Here is a 16,522-nt window from a genome sequence, read left to right as displayed (position 1 = left end):
TGCATTAACATTAGAGTGAGGAGTCCATTTTGTGCAGGTCGTCTTCTTCAATGGTGCCAAACGACTCTTTGATTCGGATAGACAGTGCCAGCCCTACAGCTGTGGTTGCAACACCGACCACAATCGCGGTCAGGATCAGCACATGTGGCAAGGGGTTTGAATACAGTTCCGTGGTTTCATTGAACAACGGGCCATCGCCGCCGGTAACGTAACCAAAACTGATATACATAAAAAACACGGAGGTCTGAAAAACGTTCAGGCCAATCAGTTTTTTCACCAGATTGCTGCTGGAGATAACCATATACAATCCGGTCATCATCAGGAAAACGATGATCAGGTAATTCCAGACGCCTAATCCGCTCATTGTGCATCTCCTTCTGGTTCGCCACGGGCGGCAAAGGTGAAGAACATCAACATGATCACCGACGCTACCGTTAAGCCGACGCCTGCTTCAACCAGAATAATGCCCAGATGCTGGCCCGCCACCGGGTAGGCTCCCAGTACGTCGTAATCAAGAAAGTTGGCGCCCAGCAGCAAGGTGACAACACCGACACCGGCGTAAACCAGCACACCAGCAGAGGCCACCAGTCGAAGAATCCATTCAGGTGCAATTTTCTGGCTCGCATGCACACCAAATAACAAAGTATGAATAACGAATGCCGACGCAAAAATAACGCCTGCCTGAAAGCCGCCACCGGGCCCGAAATCACCGTGAAATTGAACATAAAGTCCAAACAGCATGATGTAGGGGATCAGAAATTTACCAACAACCCGCAAAATCACATGATCATTCATCAGCGCCTTCCTCCCTGCGTCGACGACCACCAATCAACAGCAACACCCCGATGCCAGCGGTAAAGATCACCACCACTTCGCCCAGCGTATCGAAGCCACGGTAGCTGGCCAGAACTGCTGTTACCAGGTTGGGCACGTCAATTTCCGACATGGACTGAAAAATGTATCGTGGCGCCACATGCGTATGCACCGGATTGTCGGCCGCGCCGAACGGCGGCAGATCGACAATGCCGTACACCAGCGTTGCTCCGGTCACCAGTACGATGATCAGTGGCAGAAAACTGATTTTCTTTTTCACCAGCGGCTTTTCCTTATCACGGCCAACCTGACTCAAGGTCGCCAGCATCAGAATGGTGGAAATGCCGGCACCCACAGCGGCTTCGGTAAACGCTACATCGGCAGCAGCCAGCACCATGAACAGTGAGGCCGACACCAGACTGTAAATGCCAAACAGCATAACTGCCGTAAAGACATTGCGGATACGTACAATCGCGATTGAGATGATCGCGAGAAACACCAGCAGGAATACATCAATGAGTTGTTCGAACATCAGGTAGCCCGTCCTTCTTTATTCAGTGCCGCGCTTGCGTCAGTCTTGACCCAGGGCTTCAGGCCACCATGCCGGGCTGCCTTGGCCAGTGCGTGTGTTGCGGTAGGACAGGTAAACAGCATGAACATGAAGATCAGCAGTAGCTTGACGCTGGCCAGCGTCATGCCGAACTGCAACATCAGTCCACCAATAAAAAAACCGGTACACAGCGTGTCGGTTATCCCGGCCGCATGCATGCGCGTGTAAAAATCGGGAAAACGCAGAATGCCAATGGCACCGACGACGCCCAGTATCGCGCCAAGAGCGAGCAGGACAGCAGACAGAATTTGTAGGATATCCATGGTCATTTACCCTCCCGACGGTTGCCTGCGGAGTCGGGCGCAACCTCGTCACCTGAGCTCCCCAGGCTGCCGTATTCAAAATATTTCATGACCGCAATAATGGCAATGAAGTTGATCATGGCGTAAACCAGAGCAATATCAAGATAGTCTCCACGACCCGCAATGGCCGCGATGACAGCGATAAGCAACACAGTCTTGGTGCCAAACATATTAACCGCGAGGATGCGGTCATAGATTGTGGGGCCCAGCAATGCGCGCGTAATGGCGAGCGTCATGGTTACCAGTATAGCCAGAGCGGCTGCCGTCAGAATCATGATTGCTCCTCGATACCAACCGGCACCCGTTCATCAAAGGTGCCTTGTTCCACATCTTCCGCGCTGGCAGCATTCAGAGCATGTACTTCCATCATGCTGCCTTCAACCTGAAGCGTCACTGTGCCAGGCGTCAGGGTAATCGAGTTGCCCAAAACAACCTTGCCAAGCTGACTACGCTGGTTGATTTGAACATTGATAATACGGGGATCGATATCGGGCCTGGGGCTGAGAATAATCTGCACCATCTTGACGTTGGAAAGCACGATCTGCCATAACAGATACAACCAGTAGCGAATCAATTTCAGACTCAGATGCAAGGGATGACTCTCGTCATCCACGACATTCATGCGATGCGCAACGAATGCAGTAAACAGAACCGAAACAATACCCAGGGAGATCAGCAGTGGTTTGGTGTATCCCGACAGCACCCACCAAAGGAGGGCGAGAAAAAACAACAGACCTGTCATGTGTTTCATTTTTTGTTTTGCCTCAATGCTGACGACAGATGTCGGATCCTGTCAGCGTCGACTGATTGTTATTCCGGGGGATAGCCCCGGGGCGTAAACGCCGGTTTTCGTGTCAATTTGCATCAACTTGTGACGGCAGAGCACGTTTGTGACAAAAATGTCAGCATGCTGTCAATTTTTTATAATCAGGGTGCGACAGCCAGAAATATCGAAGGTGAAAACTAGCAAAACGGGGCAATATTGGCAAGAAAATCCGCACCCGTGAAAGCCGAAACCGACCTGCCAGAATGGCTTTACGTTTACATTGCCCATAAAAAAGCCGGAGAAAACACAGGTTTCCTCCGGCTCCCATTCGCACGTTTGCGCTCAGCCACTCAGGCCATTGCAGGCCTCAAAGGCAAAGCCCCTACGGCGCGTTCGCACCCATTGCCAGGCCACTGATATCAGCTTCGGCCTGAAGATTTCGCAGCAGCGCATCAAAACTCATGCGCCCCTGATTCTCTATCAGCGCCGCTGTCAGCTGTTGACGTTGTTGCTCAGGCATATTCGCAGCATCGCCGTCTTCGACCGCCTGCAGCTCGACAAGCACGTAGGCACCGTTGTTCAGACTGAACCCCTGGCGCAGCGGCTCCGCTCCCTCTGGCGCCGGCATCTGGAAGACATTGCGCACTATCTCGGTATTCACGTCAGCCTGGTTGCGACGCACGTCTTCTCGCTCAATCCAGCTCAGCGATTCGCTCTGCAGCCGGGCACTGATATCATCGCCCGCCTCCAGTGCCGCCAGCAGTTCTTCGCCCAATTCCCGCGCCATTTCGCGCTCGCGCTGGCCCCGCAAGGTGACAGCAATTTCGGCACGAACCTCTTCAAACGGAATCATGGACTCCGGTCGGTGTTCACGCAAATGCACCACAACGGCGCGGGTGTCACTCAATTCGATGAGCTCGCTGTTCAACTCCTCCATCAGGACATCATCAGAAAATGCGGCGTCAGCAACACGTTCGTCCGAAGTGATGTTGGTGCTGCCACCGGATCGTCCAAAAAATTCACTTTGCTGAATTTCAAGTCCCAACTCGTCGTTGATTCCCTGCAGATCAAAATTCTCAAACGCCAGGTTGGCCAGCGTTTCCAGACGACTGAAATAAAGCTCGTCAACTTCCGTCGAATTCAGGTCTCGTTCAATCCGCTCAGCCACTTCTTCAAATTCGGGATAGGTCTGCGCATCATATTCGGTCAGTTTCACCAGGTGGACACCGAACTCGGATACCACCGGCTCTGACACCTGGTCCACTTCAAGATTCAGCAGCGCCTGTTCCAGTGCCGCCGGAAACACACTGCCATCGGTATAACCGATATCGCCGTCATCTTCCGCTGACACAACGTCATCGGAAAATTCGCGCGCCAGTTCACCAAAGTCTTCGCCAGCGTCAAGTCGTGCCTTGACATCAGCGGCCACCGTCAACAGTTCCTGCTCGGATGCGTCGCCGCCGAGCTCCCACAGAATATGGGATGCCCGGCGCTCAATGTTGGCAACCGCAGCGTCGCGTTCTTCTTCATATTGCTCACGAACCCGGGTTTCATCAACGTCGACTTCGTTAAAAATCTGATTTTTGTCCAGCACCACGTAATTTACTGACACCTGCTCGGGTGCGGTAAATTCTGCCGGATTGTTATCATAATAGGCGCGAATATCTTCGGCTGGTATGGCTTCGCCCAGGCTTCGGTTGGCCAGGGGGACAGACAGATAACGAAAATCACGCGACTGCAGCTCCAGGGCCGCCAGACGCTGTATCTCCTGATTGGTGACAAAACCACTGCTGGCATAGGCGTTGGCCAGCTGACTCATCATCATCTGCTGGGCCAATGATGCGCGGTAGGTCTGTGGCGTCATGCCCTGCGCAGCCATGGTGCGGCGCGCCATTTCGGAGTCAAACCTGCCACCCACCTGAAACTGGGGAGTCCGCACAATCTGTCGATCCAGCGAATCCGCCGAGATCGTCATGCCTGTGTCCTGGGCGGCCTGCATCAGCAAACGATCCTCAATCAATTGCCCCAGCGCTATCTCGCGTAGCAATTCTTCATCAAAATCCTGCACATTGGCGCCCATTTGTGTCATCACGCTCTGCAGACTCTGCGCCAGCTCCTGCTCGGTGATTTCCTCGCCATTAACACTGGCAACGTTATTACCACCGAGAAAACCGCCAATAATGGACTCCGCGCCAAACAGGGCGAACACACCGATGATAAAACCGATGATGACTTTGGCGATGACACCCTGAGAGTTGTCTCTAATCGTCTGCAGCATACTATTTCCTAAAAACGTAAAAACCTGAAAACCTGAAAACCTGAAACCTGGAATTTTTAAAAATCTGAGCCGAAACTAAAAGGGCGCATCAATGATGCGCCCTTTTCCCGGCCCTGGCTGCCTGCTATCTACAGAATTGATCGTGTGATCATTAGCAATAAACAAGCCCGTCAGATTCCGGTTCCGACAGCAACCCGGCACAGACTGCGCCGGCGCTATCAGACTGTCTTAGCTGTTTACCGCATCTTTCAGTGCTTTGCCGGGCTTGAAATTGGGCACTTTGGCCGCTTTGATTTCAATCGTGGCACCCGTTTGCGGGTTACGGCCAGTGCGCGCTGCACGGTCTTTTGTGCCAAACGTACCAAAGCCAACGAGTACAACCGGCTCACTTTTCTGCAGCGAGTCTGTAATCGTGTCGATCATGGCATCGATTACGCGCGCAGCAGCTGCTTTAGGTAAATCGGCACTGGCGGCAACGGCTTCGATCAATTCTGATTTATTCACAGTATCCCCTTGTTTTTCTATACCTGTTAATGGTGTATCCGAGTGTAGGTTTCAATCTGGTTTACTTCCCACCAGATGGCGCCTAATACTACGTCGCCAGGATCCAGACAGCGCGCGGCATTAAGCCAAAAACAACCGTGACTTTATACCAAGCGCCTGAAAGCGATGTCAACACAAACCGCCGTAATCAGTGGGTGCTGACAGCATTTTCGTCTTTTGTAGGCTCTTTTTTGCCAATCGGGCCGTCACCCTCAGGCAATGGTTGCGGCATACGCTCAAGTGCCAGCTCCAACACCTGATCAATCCACTTGACCGGATGAATGTCCAGGTCCGCCTTGATGTTGTCCGGAATTTCTTTCAGGTCGCGTTCATTGTCAGCCGGAATGATCACCGTTTTGATATTACCCCGGTGCGCAGCCAGCAGTTTTTCTTTCAGTCCCCCTATGCGAAGAACCTGTCCGCGCAGGGTAATTTCACCCGTCATCGCAACATCCGCTTTGACCGGAATGTTGGTCAATACCGAAACAATGGCCGTGCACATACCAACGCCCGCACTGGGACCGTCTTTGGGTGTGGCACCCTCAGGCACGTGAATATGCAGGTCAATATTTTCATGGAAACTGGACTTCAGACCCAACATCGCAGCCCGGCTGCGCACAACCGTCAGCGCGGCCTGAATGGATTCCTGCATGACATCGCCCAGCGACCCGGTTTTGACTGTTTTGCCTTTGCCCTCAACAGCAACCGACTCGATGGTCAGTAATTCGCCGCCCACCTGAGTCCAGGCCAGACCGTTGACTTGCCCTACCCGGTTGCTTTCTTCGGCACGACCATAGTCAAACTTGCGTACACCGGAATAATGCTCGAGCAGGTCCGGCGTCAGTTTGACCTCCTGAATCGCTGCCTTGGCTTTGCCTTTCACCTTGTCGTCACGCAGGGCTGCTTCCTTGACCACTTTACGGCACAGTTTGGCGATTTCACGTTCCAGTCCGCGCACACCCGCTTCACGGGTGTAGTAACGAATAAGGTCGCGAATGCTTTCTTCCGGTACTTCCAACTCATCCTTTTCAAGCCCATTGGCCTTCAGCTGCTTAGGCAGCAGATACTTGGCTGCGATATTGGTTTTTTCGGCTTCGGTGTAACCCGGCAGGCGAATAACCTCCATCCGGTCCAGTAACGGGCCCGGGATGTTCATGGTATTGGAGGTACACACAAACATCACTTCAGACAGATCATAGTCGACTTCCAGATAGTGATCGCTGAACGCCTTGTTCTGCTCCGGGTCCAGCACCTCCAGCAATGCTGATGCCGGATCGCCGCGATGATCCATACCCATTTTGTCGATTTCATCAAGCAGGAACAGTGGATTTTTGACACCGGATTTAGACAGCTTCTGCATCAGTTTGCCGGGTAATGAGCCAATATAGGTGCGACGGTGACCGCGTATCTCGGCCTCGTCCCGGACACCACCGACCGCCATGCGAATGAATTTTCGATTGGTCGATCGGGCAATGGATTCGCCCAGCGAGGTTTTACCAACACCGGGAGGTCCGACCAGGCACAGAATTGGCCCTTTCAATTTTTTCACCCGCTTCTGCACCGCCAGGTACTCTAGAATGCGCTCCTTCACCTCTTCCAGACCGTAATGATCGGCGTTCAGAATATCTTCAGCCTTGTTCAGCTCCAGGCTGACCTTGCTGCGCTTTTTCCAGGGGATACTCACCATCCAGTCAAGGTAGGTGCGCACCACCGATGCTTCGGAAGACATCGGCGACATCATTTTGAGCTTGTTCCACTCAGCCAGTGACTTGTCCTTGGCTTCCTTGGTCATGCCGGCTTTTTCAATTTTATTCTTGAGCTCTTCGGCCTCATTGGGACCGTCTTCCATCTCGCCCATTTCTTTCTGGATGGCTTTCATCTGCTCATTCAGATAGTACTCGCGCTGGCTCTTTTCCATCTGCTTTTTGACACGACCACGGATGCGTTTCTCCACCTGAAACAGGTCGATTTCCGCTTCAATAAGCCCCATCAGGTGCTCAATTCGCGCCTGCAGTCCAACCAGTTCGAGCAGATTCTGTTTTTCCTGCAACTGCAGCGACATGTGCGAGGCAATGGTATCGACCATACGACCCGGTTCATCAATACCCGATATCGAACTCATCACTTCAGGCGGAATTTTACGGCTCAGCTGCACATACTGATCAAACTGCGACAACAGCGAACGTAACAATAACTGCGATTGTTTGTCTGGCAGCGGGTCAGAATGCAAAGGCATAACCTGGCTCTGAAAGTAATCTTCCTCAAGCTCGACAGACTGGATACGCGCCCGCGTAACGCCTTCGACCAGCACTTTGACGGTGCCGTCAGGCAGACGGATCAGCTGCAGAATGGTGGCGATGGTGCCAACAGAAAAAATGTCTTTCAGGCCCGGGTCATCTTCTGAGGCATTTTTCTGAGCCACCAGCAGCACCTGTTTGTGACTTTGCATGGCAAGCTCTAGCGCCCTGATGGACCGAGGACGACCTACAAACAGCGGCTGCACAATCTGCGGGTAAACAACAACATCACGCAGCGGCAATAAAGGAAGACTTGACCTGACGTCGGTCGGGGTATCAGAAGCATCGCCCATAATAATACTCATCGTAGTCGTAGTGGCTATTGCCTCTTAATGTGAGGCCTGTCGCGAGGGATTTCAAGGGGAACCTGACATGCACGTGCTGAATGACGTGAAATCACCGGCGGGCCGAAGGCCCGCCGGGGTAGAGATTACTCAGCGGTTTTGGAGGCTTGCTGCTCGTTCTCGTACATCAACAGTGGTTCGGATTCACCATTGATAACGGCCGCATCAATCACAACTTTTGAGACATTTTTCATTGACGGGATCTTGTACATACTCTCGAGCAGCACATTTTCCATGATAGAACGCAGGCCCCGGGCACCGGTTTTGCGCTCTTTGGCCTTACTGGCCACTGCCTGCAAGGCATCGTCGCGGAACTGAATCTCCACTTCTTCCATTTCAAACAGCTTCTGATACTGCCTGACCAGGGAATTCCGGGGTTCCTTCAGAATGCGTACCAGCGCATCAAGGTCCAGCTCTTCCAGTGTTGCCACCATCGGCAGACGACCAACAAACTCGGGAATCAGCCCAAACTTGACCAGATCCTCAGGTTCAACATTGCGCAGAGATTCGCCGATCATTTTGTCAACATCCTTGCTGCGCACTTCGGCACTGAAACCGATACCACTTTTCTCGGAACGGTCCCGGATGATCTTGTCGAGGCCGGCAAAGGCGCCGCCACAGATAAACAGGATATTGGCGGTATCGACCTGCAAAAACTCCTGCTGCGGATGCTTGCGCCCGCCCTGTGGCGGAACCGACGCCACGGTGCCTTCGATCAGCTTCAATAGCGCCTGCTGCACACCCTCGCCTGACACATCGCGAGTGATGGACGGATTGTCGGACTTGCGCGAAATCTTGTCGATTTCATCGATATAAACAATGCCAATCTGAGCCTTTTCAACATCATAGTCGCATTTCTGCAACAACTTCTGGATGATGTTCTCGACATCTTCACCAACATACCCTGCTTCAGTCAGGGTGGTGGCATCAGCGATGGTGAACGGCACATCAAGCAACCTGGCCAGTGTTTCCGCGAGCAGGGTTTTACCGGTACCGGTTGGACCGATCATCAGAATATTGCTTTTACCAAGCTCGACATCGTCGTTTCTGCGCTCATAGCCCAGTCGCTTGTAATGGTTATAAACCGCTACTGCCAACACCTTCTTGGCATTTTCCTGGCCGATGACGTAGTCATCCAGTGTCTGCTTGATTTCAGCGGGCGTTGGCAATTTCTTGCTGCCGGACTCCGCTTCCTTTTCCTGAATTTCTTCGCGGATGATATCGTTGCAAAGATCCACACATTCATCGCAAACAAATACAGAAGGGCCTGCGATCAGCTTACGGACTTCGTGCTGGCTTTTACCGCAAAACGAGCAGTACAGCAGTTTGCCGTTGTCATCACCCTTGTTGTAGCCATCATCTGACATTCAATTTCCTCTAACGTGTAACCGCAGCCGGTCTGGCATCCGAAGCCGGCAACCACCCTGTTGCCAGTGCCTTGTTGTCCGGCATTACACGGCTCTGCGTGAAATAACCTTATCAATCAGACCGTATGATACTGCCTCTTCGGCATTCATGAAATGGTCGCGTTCGGTTTCGCGCTCAATCTCTTCTATCGAACGCCCCGTATGGTGCGCCATGATTTCATTGAGCTGGCGCCGCATCTTGAGAATCTCAGTTGCCTGAATCTCAATATCCGACGCCTGACCCTGGGCACCACCACTGGGCTGATGGATCATCATCCGCGAATTCGGCAATGCGTGGCGTTTGCCTTTGGCACCACCGGTCAGCAGAAACGCTCCCATGCTGGCGGCCTGGCCAATACACATGGTGCTGACATCCGGCTTGATGAACTGCATGGTGTCGTAAATTGACAGCCCTGCAGTCACCGCGCCACCCGGCGAGTTGATGTACAGATGGATATCCTTGTCCGGGTTCTCCGATTCAAGGAACAGCAGCTGTGCCACCACCAGATTTGCCATATGGTCTTCGACCGGGCCAATCAGGAAAATGACTCGTTCTTTGAGCAGACGCGAATAAATGTCATAAGCACGCTCACCGCGGGCATTCTGCTCAACAACCATCGGGACCAGGTTGGCTTCTATCATCGAAAGCATCGATTCACTCGACATATGATCAGGCCTTTTTATCTGTCTCTTTACCAGTTTTGATAGTCAGTCTTTGTGTACTATCTCAATCAGCTTTTTTAGCCGGCTTCTTGGCGGCTGGTTTCTTTGCCGCGGGTTTCTTGGCTGCAGGCGCTTTCTCGGCGTCAGCGGCCTTTTTTGCTGCCGGTTTTTTTGCGGCTGGCTTTTTGGCTGCAGTCTTGCTGGTTTTGCTCTTGCCGGCTTCTTTGTCGGCGTCTTCCTCAGCGGCCTGCTTCGGATTGGTCAGCTCCTGGTAACTGACTTTACGCTCCTTGATCTGGGCCTCTTCCGCGATCAGGTCAAACACCTGATCCTCCAGCACGGCAGACTCAACTGTATCAAGCTGATCTTTGTTGCTGTAATAATAATTGATCACCTCTTCCGGCGTTTCATAGGTAGCAGCGATGTCTTCAATCGCCTCTCGTACCTTGGCCGCATCGGCGCGCAGACCTTTCTGCTTGATCACTTCGCCCAGAATCAGGCCCAGCTTGACGCGTTTTTCTGCCTGCTCCCGGAACAGATCATCAGGCAACAGGCTCGGATCCAGATTTTGTGCACCTGCGCCAAACTGTTGCAGCGCCTGCTGTCGCAGCACGTCGATTTCTGCTGCTACCAGCGCTGACGGCACGTCCACTTCATTCTGTTCCAGCAGCACATCCATCACGTTGGTCCTCAGGCGGTTCTTGCTCGCCTTTTTCAACTCGCGTTCCATGTTGGCTGCCACTTCCTTACGGAAGCCTGCCTCGCCACCTTCAGTCACACCAAAGGCTGCAAAAAACTCATCATCCAGCGCTGGCAATTTAGGTGCCGACACCGAATTAACCTTGATGTTGAACACGACCGGTTTACCGGCCAGGTCCTTATTGCGATACTCTTCCGGGAACGTCAGCTCCAGAGTAACCTCGTCACCCGCCTTGGATTTCACCAGGCCGGCTTCAAAGCCTTCTATCATACGTCCGGAACCCAGCACCAGATTGGTGTCGCTGCCACTGCCACCGGCAAAAGCCTCACCCTCTATGGTGCCTTCGTAATCGATATTAACCATATCGTCATTTTTTGCCTGACGTTTAACCGGCTCCCATTCCTGGCGTTGCTGACGCAGATTCTCGATCATGGTGTCGATGTCTTTGTCCGTCACTTCCGCAACCAGCTTCTCCGCCTTCACGTTGGAGAAATCCGACAGGCTGACCTCTGGGTAAACCTCAAAGGTGGCAATAAACTCGATGTCCTTGCCTTCGTCCAGCGACTTGGGTTCAATTTTTGGCTGGCCGGCGGGCTTGAGCTTCTGCTCAGTTACGGCCGCGTAGTAGCTGCGGCTCATGATCTCGCCAAGCACTTCCTGGCGGACGCCTTTACCAAATCGGTTCTTGATGACTTTCAGAGGAATCTTGCCTTTACGGAAACCGTTTATCTTGACGGTTTTGGCGGCTTCGTTAAGACGGGCGGCAACAGCATTTTCTACTTCTGCAGCAGGCACGCCAATAGTCATACGGCGCTCTAATCCAGTGGTGGTTTCAATCGAAACTTGCATGAAAATTCCTCGCGAACCGGCGTGCCCATCACGCACGGTCAGTGTAAACAGTTATTATAAGTCAGCCAAAATAATTTCCATCAACCATTTCAACAAGTTAAGTGGAAATCAGGGTATTTTGAAGAGCGCGATTGTCCCACAGGCACCGGTTTTATTCAATAATTAATCGCAACGCCCGTTTTATCGCGGATTTTGTGACAGATCACAATTTTCTCTGACGCAGGGATATTATTCCCATGAAGAGTGGTCTAGTATTGAAGCAGTTGTTAAAAAAGCCTGACCCTAATAGTAGCAATCAAAATAAAAACAACCCTTAGCCGAGACTCCTGCCATGCAAAATGCCAGCACCAGCACCCGCCCTGAGGTAAACCGCACCACTGATACTCGCCTGACCGACGCCAGCATGCATAGCCACGAGCGTTCTGATCGACTGTTCAGCCTGTCCGGGTTATGGTATTTCCGGACTCGTGAAGGCAAAGACGTTGGGCCTTTCCGCTATCGTTGCGAAGCGGAGTCCATGTTGTCCCGCTTTATCGATGAAACCAGCCGTCAATTGCAAAGCAGCATGATGCCGCACAAACTGCATTTTCGCACATGCGGTGTTATTGGCAGCCGACAGGCAAGCTAATGTCGCGACTTGCCAGCAGTGCGTTCAGAATGCTCTGAGTGCACTGCGCGCATGACGAAAGATGTCCGCCCCTGAACCATGACAGGATCCCGCAGACGAACCGGCAAAAAAGAAATGTCCCTGCCCCGCAATGGAATGCAACGCAACATTGGGTAATGTGTTCTGCAGCAACCGCGCATGACAGACTGCACTCAGGGTATCAGCGCCGCCCCGCCAGACATCAACCGGCACAGTTATGCTGGCCGCATCAAAGTCCCAGTCATCCAGACTCAGCATGCTGTCCTGCGCCACGCCGCGGCCACCCTGCCGGACGGCCTCGGCTGCATCTCTGACCAGCAACCGATACACCAACGGGTTGTCGAACTGTTTGCGGTCTGCGTAACACAGACTTTCGCGCAGACGCGACATGCATTGTTCGATGCGCGCCCCACGTAACCGGTGCCGCGCCTGCACAAACAATTTCACCGCAGCCGCCAACACCCCCAGGCCCGAGCGTCTGTTCTTGCGTTGACGCCCCGCGACCGGGGCCAGCAAGGTGACAAAAGCGACCTGTTGAGGGTGAGCATGACTGAACGCCAGTGCAAACGCAGCACCGCCGTCCCACCCCATCAGGCCGGCACGGTCAATATCCAGAAAGCCCAGCAACTCGACAATGTCCGGCGCAAAATCACTGTGGCCGCGCATTTTTTTGAAACTGGAAGCCCCTATGCCGGGACGATCCACGGCAATCACACGAATGTCAGCGGCAAGCGCCGCATCATGCAGCAATTCCGCTTCCAGTCGGGAGCCCGTCTGGCTATGAAAATAGATCAGGGGAAAACCGTGTCGATGACCCGTTTCACACCAGCTCAGCAGCCGGCCATCGCTCAACGTCAGAGTGCGGGAGGGGGACTGATTCAGGGGCGCATCAACACCAGGCGTTACCACCGACCCGGGCGAATAAAAACTGTCATCCCTAAAACGTGCAAACATAGCTCGCCTTGCGGCATCCTTATATCCGGCCTTTCGTTAACACGCTTTAACACGCAATCGTTAACAGACGCGGTATGCCATTGATTATGTAGAGTGAATAGTAGGTGGGAATTATTCCCACGTCAATACATGTAACAAATTATTTGTGGGATTATTTCCCACCTGTCGTTATACTGCTCACATATGAGTGACAATAACGTCAGCCAAACTCCGGGGCAGCCCCCCGCCACCCTGGTCACAGCGCTGCGCAAGCTCCTGCGCCCGCTGGTGCGTTTACTATTGTCATTTCAGGTCAGTTACCCCTTTCTGAGCACGCTGCTCAAGTCTATTTATGTGGATGTCGCCGATCAGGAGTTTTCCGTTGATGGCAAGCGGCAGTCCGATAGCCGCATTACCCTGTTGACAGGCGTGCACCGCAAGGACGTCAAACGTCTCCGCGACGAACACATTGACGCCGCCACGCTGCCGAACAATATCTCCGTTGGCGCCCAGCTTATCGCCAACTGGCTGGGTTCGACGCAGTTCAAAAACGAGGCCGGCGAACCCTTGCCACTGCCACTACGCTCAGCCCAGTCCAGTAACGCAAACGACCAGTTGGCGAGTTTTGACGACCTGGTGGAAATGGTCTGCCGGCAGGATATCCGCCCCAGAGTGATTCTCGACGAATGGATACACCTCGGCGTGGCACATCAGGATGATCAGGGACGTGTCGTGCTCAACACCGGCGCTTTCACACCCGATCAGGGCTTTGATGAAAAGGTGTTCTTTTTTGGCAAAAACCTGCACGACCATATCAGCGCGGGCACGCATAACCTGCTGGGCAACAAGCCCGCGTTCTTTGATCGCAGCGTGTACTATGACCGGTTGAGCGAAAATTCAATCCTGAAATTGAATGACATGGCGGAAGAATTGGGCATGCAGGCGTTACGCGCACTCAACAATGAAGCGTTGGCGCTGCAGCGAGCGGACGAGTCTGCTGCGGCTGCCGTCACAAATTCGACAAAAACGTCAATAAACCCCAATCGTTTTCGTATGAATTTCGGTATATTCCATTACAATAGTGGACACGAAACGCAGGCAAACACCCAGGACGGCGCCCAGACGCAGCAGGATCAGGATAATGCCTAAAGCCATACTTGCACTTCGCAGCTATCCGCTGGCCATTTTGATGGCTCTGGTGCTGTTTGTGTGCAGCTTTATCATCGCCACCAGCAGCATCGGGACGATCGGAAGTGGCGGCGGTGACGATCAGGGCAGTGGCATGGGCGGCACCGGCCGCACCGGCGGCCTGAACGGAGACAGCGGCTTTGGCGGCACCGGCGGTCCATCACCCTTTCTGGGCAGTAACGAGTCCGATACCGAACAGCAAAACAGCCCTGGCGAGGGTCCTGCGGACAGCCTGATCGAACCCTTCCTGCAGCAACAGCAAACTGAAACTGCCCGTATTCCTGAAGTCATGCGTCCCCTGATCGAGCTGCAGCGCAGCACGCCCGCGACGCCGACATTCCAGAACGACACGCCGTCTCTCGATATGCTGGACGACGATAGCCAGGAACTGCCACCTCACGCACGGCGCCTGCTGGATATGGCAGATGCCAGCGCTAATGACATGGTGGAACAGCCAGCTCTGGAGATTCAACTTCAGATACCCGAAGCCACGAGCACGGATGACATTGAACGCTTTCGACTGGAGGTGGCGGAACCTGTAGTGCCAGCACAGACTACGCCTGACGTAGAGCCTGAACCAGCCACCGCCAGTGAATCTGACGACTCACTCTTTATTCTGCAGCAACTTAAATCAGAAGAGATTGCTGATAACGATGCTGAACTGGATGAACCGTTGCCGGAGAACAGCGACTTTGACTCCGACCGGTCCTTGATTCCGGAGCGCATTCAGCGCCCTGAACTGCCACCTTTCCAGCGCATGCGCCCGGCTGTGGACCGAGCGTCCATCGTCGCGCCACGCCCGCGCCCGATGCAGATCTAAACGTACGGACCCGGAGCTCCTGAGTCTGCCCGGGTAGCACGTGTCGAAGTAGCTCCCTTCCCTGACCGGCGCGTTACCAGCGCCGACTCAGCTGCATGCCGGCGGCAAAATCGGCACTGTCTTCAGTAAAGCCGGTCACGGTGTACAACATGACACTCCACGCCGGCGAAACGGTCCAGGACAAATAGGGCAGCAACTCATGCGTTTCACCGGTAAATACCGAGGCTGCCTGACGGAAATCGTAAATCAGGCCGTATTGCAGGACTTCGGTCAGGTTTGCACTGCCCCCCAGTGACGCATACACCGAATTCTGCAGACCGGGATAAAAAGGTGATTGCCGCCGATATCGAAAGCCGGCTGTGGCAAACAGCGTCACCGGACCTGCAAGCTGGTACAGGTCGACCTGTACCCCGGCATCCATGCGCCCGGTCCCCAGGCTGCGCTGCGCGTCGGCTGTCGGCAGCTTGAGCTCAGCGCTGATGTCAATGAACGGTGCATTGGCAGACCATGCCGGCACTTCATAGGTCAGGTTGAAGCTGACATCACCTGCCCCGCCCGCAGACACCTGCCCGGAGCGCTCGTCTGCAACCCCACCGACACTGCCCACATTGACCAGCACATTGGCCGGCCCGGTAATTTCCAGCACCGGCACCGTTGCCTTGTAACGCCAGCTACCCCTGGCAATTTCATGTGATACCGGCATATAACGGATACGGGTGTCACGGCTTTCACCGTAACTGCCACGACTGTAATAAAACCCCAGTGCGCTGGTATGTGCTGTTGTCGCGGGCGCTGACGCAGGAGGGTTCTGCGCGATCGCATTGTTGGCACTGGCCAGACACAGGAGTCCCAATGCAGCCATTCGCGCGCGCCGCGTCAGGGCCGGATTCATCCCAGCTGTAACGCTGGCATCATTCACCTCTCAAGCAGGTCGACAGAGGCTGAATTGATACAGTAACGCAGGCCCGTCGGGGGCGGCCCGTCTTCAAACACATGCCCCAGATGGGCATCGCAATTGCCACACACCACTTCTGTACGCACCATGCCGTGACTGGTGTCCTTGACCTCGATGACCGCATCGTCGGCCACTGGTTGATAATAACTGGGCCAGCCGGACCCGGAATCATATTTGGTCTCCGAATCAAACAGCGGCTCCCTGCATACAACACACAGGTACATTCCAGGCACCTTGCAGTCCCAGTATTTACCGCTGAATGCCCGCTCGGTGCCGGCTTCACAGACAATATGATAGGTCTCCGGATCCAGTTCCGCGCGCAAGCGGTTACGATCCTCTTCACTGATCTTGTGAGTATTGCCCGAAGGCACGCTGCATTGATTTTTACTGTCGTCTACCACAGTCCTCT

At 53.7% G+C, this 16,522-nt stretch carries 17 protein-coding genes and 1 pseudogene; 3 read left to right on the top strand and 15 right to left on the bottom strand.

From position 1 onward, the window contains the following. Positions 1 to 10 precede the first annotated feature (10 nt). The 12 genes and pseudogenes from PHACT_RS00625 to tig all read right to left on the bottom strand — a co-directional run. On the bottom strand, positions 11 to 364 hold the full coding sequence (locus tag PHACT_RS00625) for a cation:proton antiporter subunit C (RefSeq protein ID WP_070115459.1): 354 nt from the start codon (positions 362 to 364) through the stop codon (positions 11 to 13). Beyond that, entirely contained in the window at positions 361 to 795 is a 435-nt protein-coding gene (locus PHACT_RS00620; protein WP_070115458.1) for a Na(+)/H(+) antiporter subunit B, read from the bottom strand. Before PHACT_RS00620 ends, PHACT_RS00625 begins: the two co-directional genes overlap by 4 nt. After that, positions 788 to 1,345: a DUF4040 domain-containing protein gene (locus PHACT_RS00615; RefSeq protein ID WP_070115457.1), complete on the bottom strand. Its 558-nt coding sequence runs from the start codon at positions 1,343 to 1,345 to the stop codon at positions 788 to 790. The genes PHACT_RS00620 and PHACT_RS00615 overlap by 8 nt, the downstream gene beginning before the upstream one ends. Then, positions 1,345 to 1,686 carry a monovalent cation/H(+) antiporter subunit G gene (gene mnhG / locus PHACT_RS00610; protein WP_070118044.1) on the bottom strand — a complete coding sequence of 114 codons (342 nt, stop codon included), beginning with the start codon at positions 1,684 to 1,686 and terminating at the stop codon, positions 1,345 to 1,347. The genes PHACT_RS00615 and mnhG overlap by 1 nt, the downstream gene beginning before the upstream one ends. A 2-nt stretch (positions 1,687 to 1,688) precedes the next feature. Continuing rightward, positions 1,689 to 2,000 carry a monovalent cation/H+ antiporter complex subunit F gene (locus PHACT_RS00605; protein WP_070115456.1) on the bottom strand — a complete coding sequence of 104 codons (312 nt, stop codon included), beginning with the start codon at positions 1,998 to 2,000 and terminating at the stop codon, positions 1,689 to 1,691. Further along, positions 1,997 to 2,476 carry a Na+/H+ antiporter subunit E gene (locus PHACT_RS00600; RefSeq protein WP_070115455.1) on the bottom strand — a complete coding sequence of 160 codons (480 nt, stop codon included), beginning with the start codon at positions 2,474 to 2,476 and terminating at the stop codon, positions 1,997 to 1,999. The genes PHACT_RS00605 and PHACT_RS00600 overlap by 4 nt, the downstream gene beginning before the upstream one ends. 397 nt (positions 2,477 to 2,873) lie before the next feature. Then, positions 2,874 to 4,769, bottom strand: coding sequence for a SurA N-terminal domain-containing protein (locus PHACT_RS00595; protein WP_070115454.1), 1,896 nt, complete (start codon positions 4,767 to 4,769; stop codon positions 2,874 to 2,876). A 228-nt stretch (positions 4,770 to 4,997) separates the two neighbouring features. Beyond that, positions 4,998 to 5,273 carry an HU family DNA-binding protein gene (locus PHACT_RS00590; RefSeq protein ID WP_070115453.1) on the bottom strand — a complete coding sequence of 92 codons (276 nt, stop codon included), beginning with the start codon at positions 5,271 to 5,273 and terminating at the stop codon, positions 4,998 to 5,000. Between the two features lie 187 nt (positions 5,274 to 5,460). Next, complete coding sequence (gene lon, locus PHACT_RS00585; RefSeq protein WP_070118043.1) at positions 5,461 to 7,902, bottom strand: endopeptidase La; 2,442 nt, start codon at positions 7,900 to 7,902, stop codon at positions 5,461 to 5,463. 137 nt (positions 7,903 to 8,039) lie between these two features. Further along, on the bottom strand, positions 8,040 to 9,320 hold the full coding sequence (gene clpX / locus PHACT_RS00580; protein WP_070115452.1) for an ATP-dependent Clp protease ATP-binding subunit ClpX: 1,281 nt from the start codon (positions 9,318 to 9,320) through the stop codon (positions 8,040 to 8,042). Positions 9,321 to 9,404: 84 nt separating this feature from the next. Then, a complete protein-coding gene (gene clpP / locus PHACT_RS00575) occupies positions 9,405 to 10,025 on the bottom strand; it encodes an ATP-dependent Clp endopeptidase proteolytic subunit ClpP (RefSeq protein ID WP_070115451.1) in 621 nt (206 codons plus the stop codon). Between the two features lie 229 nt (positions 10,026 to 10,254). Next, positions 10,255 to 11,571 (bottom strand): annotated as a pseudogene (gene tig, locus PHACT_RS00570) (trigger factor); the annotation flags it as partial. Between the two features lie 331 nt (positions 11,572 to 11,902). On the opposite strand from tig, the gene PHACT_RS16410 reads away from it, so the two are divergent. Next, a complete protein-coding gene (locus PHACT_RS16410; RefSeq protein WP_070115449.1) occupies positions 11,903 to 12,199 on the top strand; it encodes a DUF6316 family protein in 297 nt (98 codons plus the stop codon). A gap of 24 nt (positions 12,200 to 12,223) precedes the next feature. Here PHACT_RS16410 and PHACT_RS00560 read toward each other — a convergent pair whose 3' ends face one another. After that, positions 12,224 to 13,171, bottom strand: coding sequence for an alpha/beta fold hydrolase (locus tag PHACT_RS00560; protein WP_070115448.1), 948 nt, complete (start codon positions 13,169 to 13,171; stop codon positions 12,224 to 12,226). Positions 13,172 to 13,354: 183 nt separating this feature from the next. Here PHACT_RS00560 and PHACT_RS00555 point away from each other — a divergent pair, with 183 nt between their 5' ends. Beyond that, the gene (locus PHACT_RS00555; RefSeq protein ID WP_070115447.1) at positions 13,355 to 14,299 is read left to right on the top strand and encodes a DUF6502 family protein; all 945 of its coding nucleotides are present in this window, start codon (positions 13,355 to 13,357) and stop codon (positions 14,297 to 14,299) included. Beyond that, complete coding sequence (locus tag PHACT_RS00550; RefSeq protein ID WP_070115446.1) at positions 14,292 to 15,158, top strand: hypothetical protein; 867 nt, start codon at positions 14,292 to 14,294, stop codon at positions 15,156 to 15,158. Before PHACT_RS00555 ends, PHACT_RS00550 begins: the two co-directional genes overlap by 8 nt. A 73-nt stretch (positions 15,159 to 15,231) precedes the next feature. Here PHACT_RS00550 and PHACT_RS00545 read toward each other — a convergent pair whose 3' ends face one another. Both PHACT_RS00545 and msrB read right to left on the bottom strand, forming a co-directional pair. Then, complete coding sequence (locus PHACT_RS00545; protein ID WP_139141394.1) at positions 15,232 to 16,020, bottom strand: hypothetical protein; 789 nt, start codon at positions 16,018 to 16,020, stop codon at positions 15,232 to 15,234. Positions 16,021 to 16,073: 53 nt separating this feature from the next. After that, positions 16,074 to 16,460 (bottom strand): peptide-methionine (R)-S-oxide reductase MsrB, encoded by a 387-nt coding sequence (gene msrB / locus PHACT_RS00540; protein WP_245730731.1) that lies wholly within the window; start codon positions 16,458 to 16,460, stop codon positions 16,074 to 16,076. Positions 16,461 to 16,522 lie beyond the last annotated feature (62 nt).

It is taken from the genome of Pseudohongiella acticola (assembly GCF_001758195.1).
Lineage (GTDB): Bacteria > Pseudomonadota > Gammaproteobacteria > Pseudomonadales > Pseudohongiellaceae > Pseudohongiella > Pseudohongiella acticola.
Note: the sequence above shows the minus strand (reverse complement) of the source record. Positions and strands in the feature narration are given on the sequence as shown.

Excerpts from the sequence above, each read along its gene's own strand:
- PHACT_RS00560 (WP_070115448.1), bottom strand. The coding sequence starts at position 13,171 with ATGTTTGCACGTTTTAGGGATGACAGTTTTTATTCGCCCGGGTCGGTG.
- PHACT_RS00545 (WP_139141394.1), bottom strand. The coding sequence starts at position 16,020 with ATGGCTGCATTGGGACTCCTGTGTCTGGCCAGTGCCAACAATGCGATC.
- lon (WP_070118043.1), bottom strand. The coding sequence starts at position 7,902 with ATGGGCGATGCTTCTGATACCCCGACCGACGTCAGGTCAAGTCTTCCT.
- PHACT_RS00600 (WP_070115455.1), bottom strand. The coding sequence starts at position 2,476 with ATGAAACACATGACAGGTCTGTTGTTTTTTCTCGCCCTCCTTTGGTGG.
- PHACT_RS00605 (WP_070115456.1), bottom strand. The coding sequence starts at position 2,000 with ATGATTCTGACGGCAGCCGCTCTGGCTATACTGGTAACCATGACGCTC.
- PHACT_RS00615 (WP_070115457.1), bottom strand. The coding sequence starts at position 1,345 with ATGTTCGAACAACTCATTGATGTATTCCTGCTGGTGTTTCTCGCGATC.
- PHACT_RS00595 (WP_070115454.1), bottom strand. The coding sequence starts at position 4,769 with ATGCTGCAGACGATTAGAGACAACTCTCAGGGTGTCATCGCCAAAGTC.
- PHACT_RS00550 (WP_070115446.1), top strand. The coding sequence starts at position 14,292 with ATGCCTAAAGCCATACTTGCACTTCGCAGCTATCCGCTGGCCATTTTG.
- PHACT_RS00620 (WP_070115458.1), bottom strand. The coding sequence starts at position 795 with ATGAATGATCATGTGATTTTGCGGGTTGTTGGTAAATTTCTGATCCCC.
- PHACT_RS00625 (WP_070115459.1), bottom strand. The coding sequence starts at position 364 with ATGAGCGGATTAGGCGTCTGGAATTACCTGATCATCGTTTTCCTGATG.
- clpX (WP_070115452.1), bottom strand. The coding sequence starts at position 9,320 with ATGTCAGATGATGGCTACAACAAGGGTGATGACAACGGCAAACTGCTG.
- PHACT_RS00555 (WP_070115447.1), top strand. The coding sequence starts at position 13,355 with ATGAGTGACAATAACGTCAGCCAAACTCCGGGGCAGCCCCCCGCCACC.
- PHACT_RS16410 (WP_070115449.1), top strand. The coding sequence starts at position 11,903 with ATGCAAAATGCCAGCACCAGCACCCGCCCTGAGGTAAACCGCACCACT.
- clpP (WP_070115451.1), bottom strand. The coding sequence starts at position 10,025 with ATGTCGAGTGAATCGATGCTTTCGATGATAGAAGCCAACCTGGTCCCG.
- mnhG (WP_070118044.1), bottom strand. The coding sequence starts at position 1,686 with ATGGATATCCTACAAATTCTGTCTGCTGTCCTGCTCGCTCTTGGCGCG.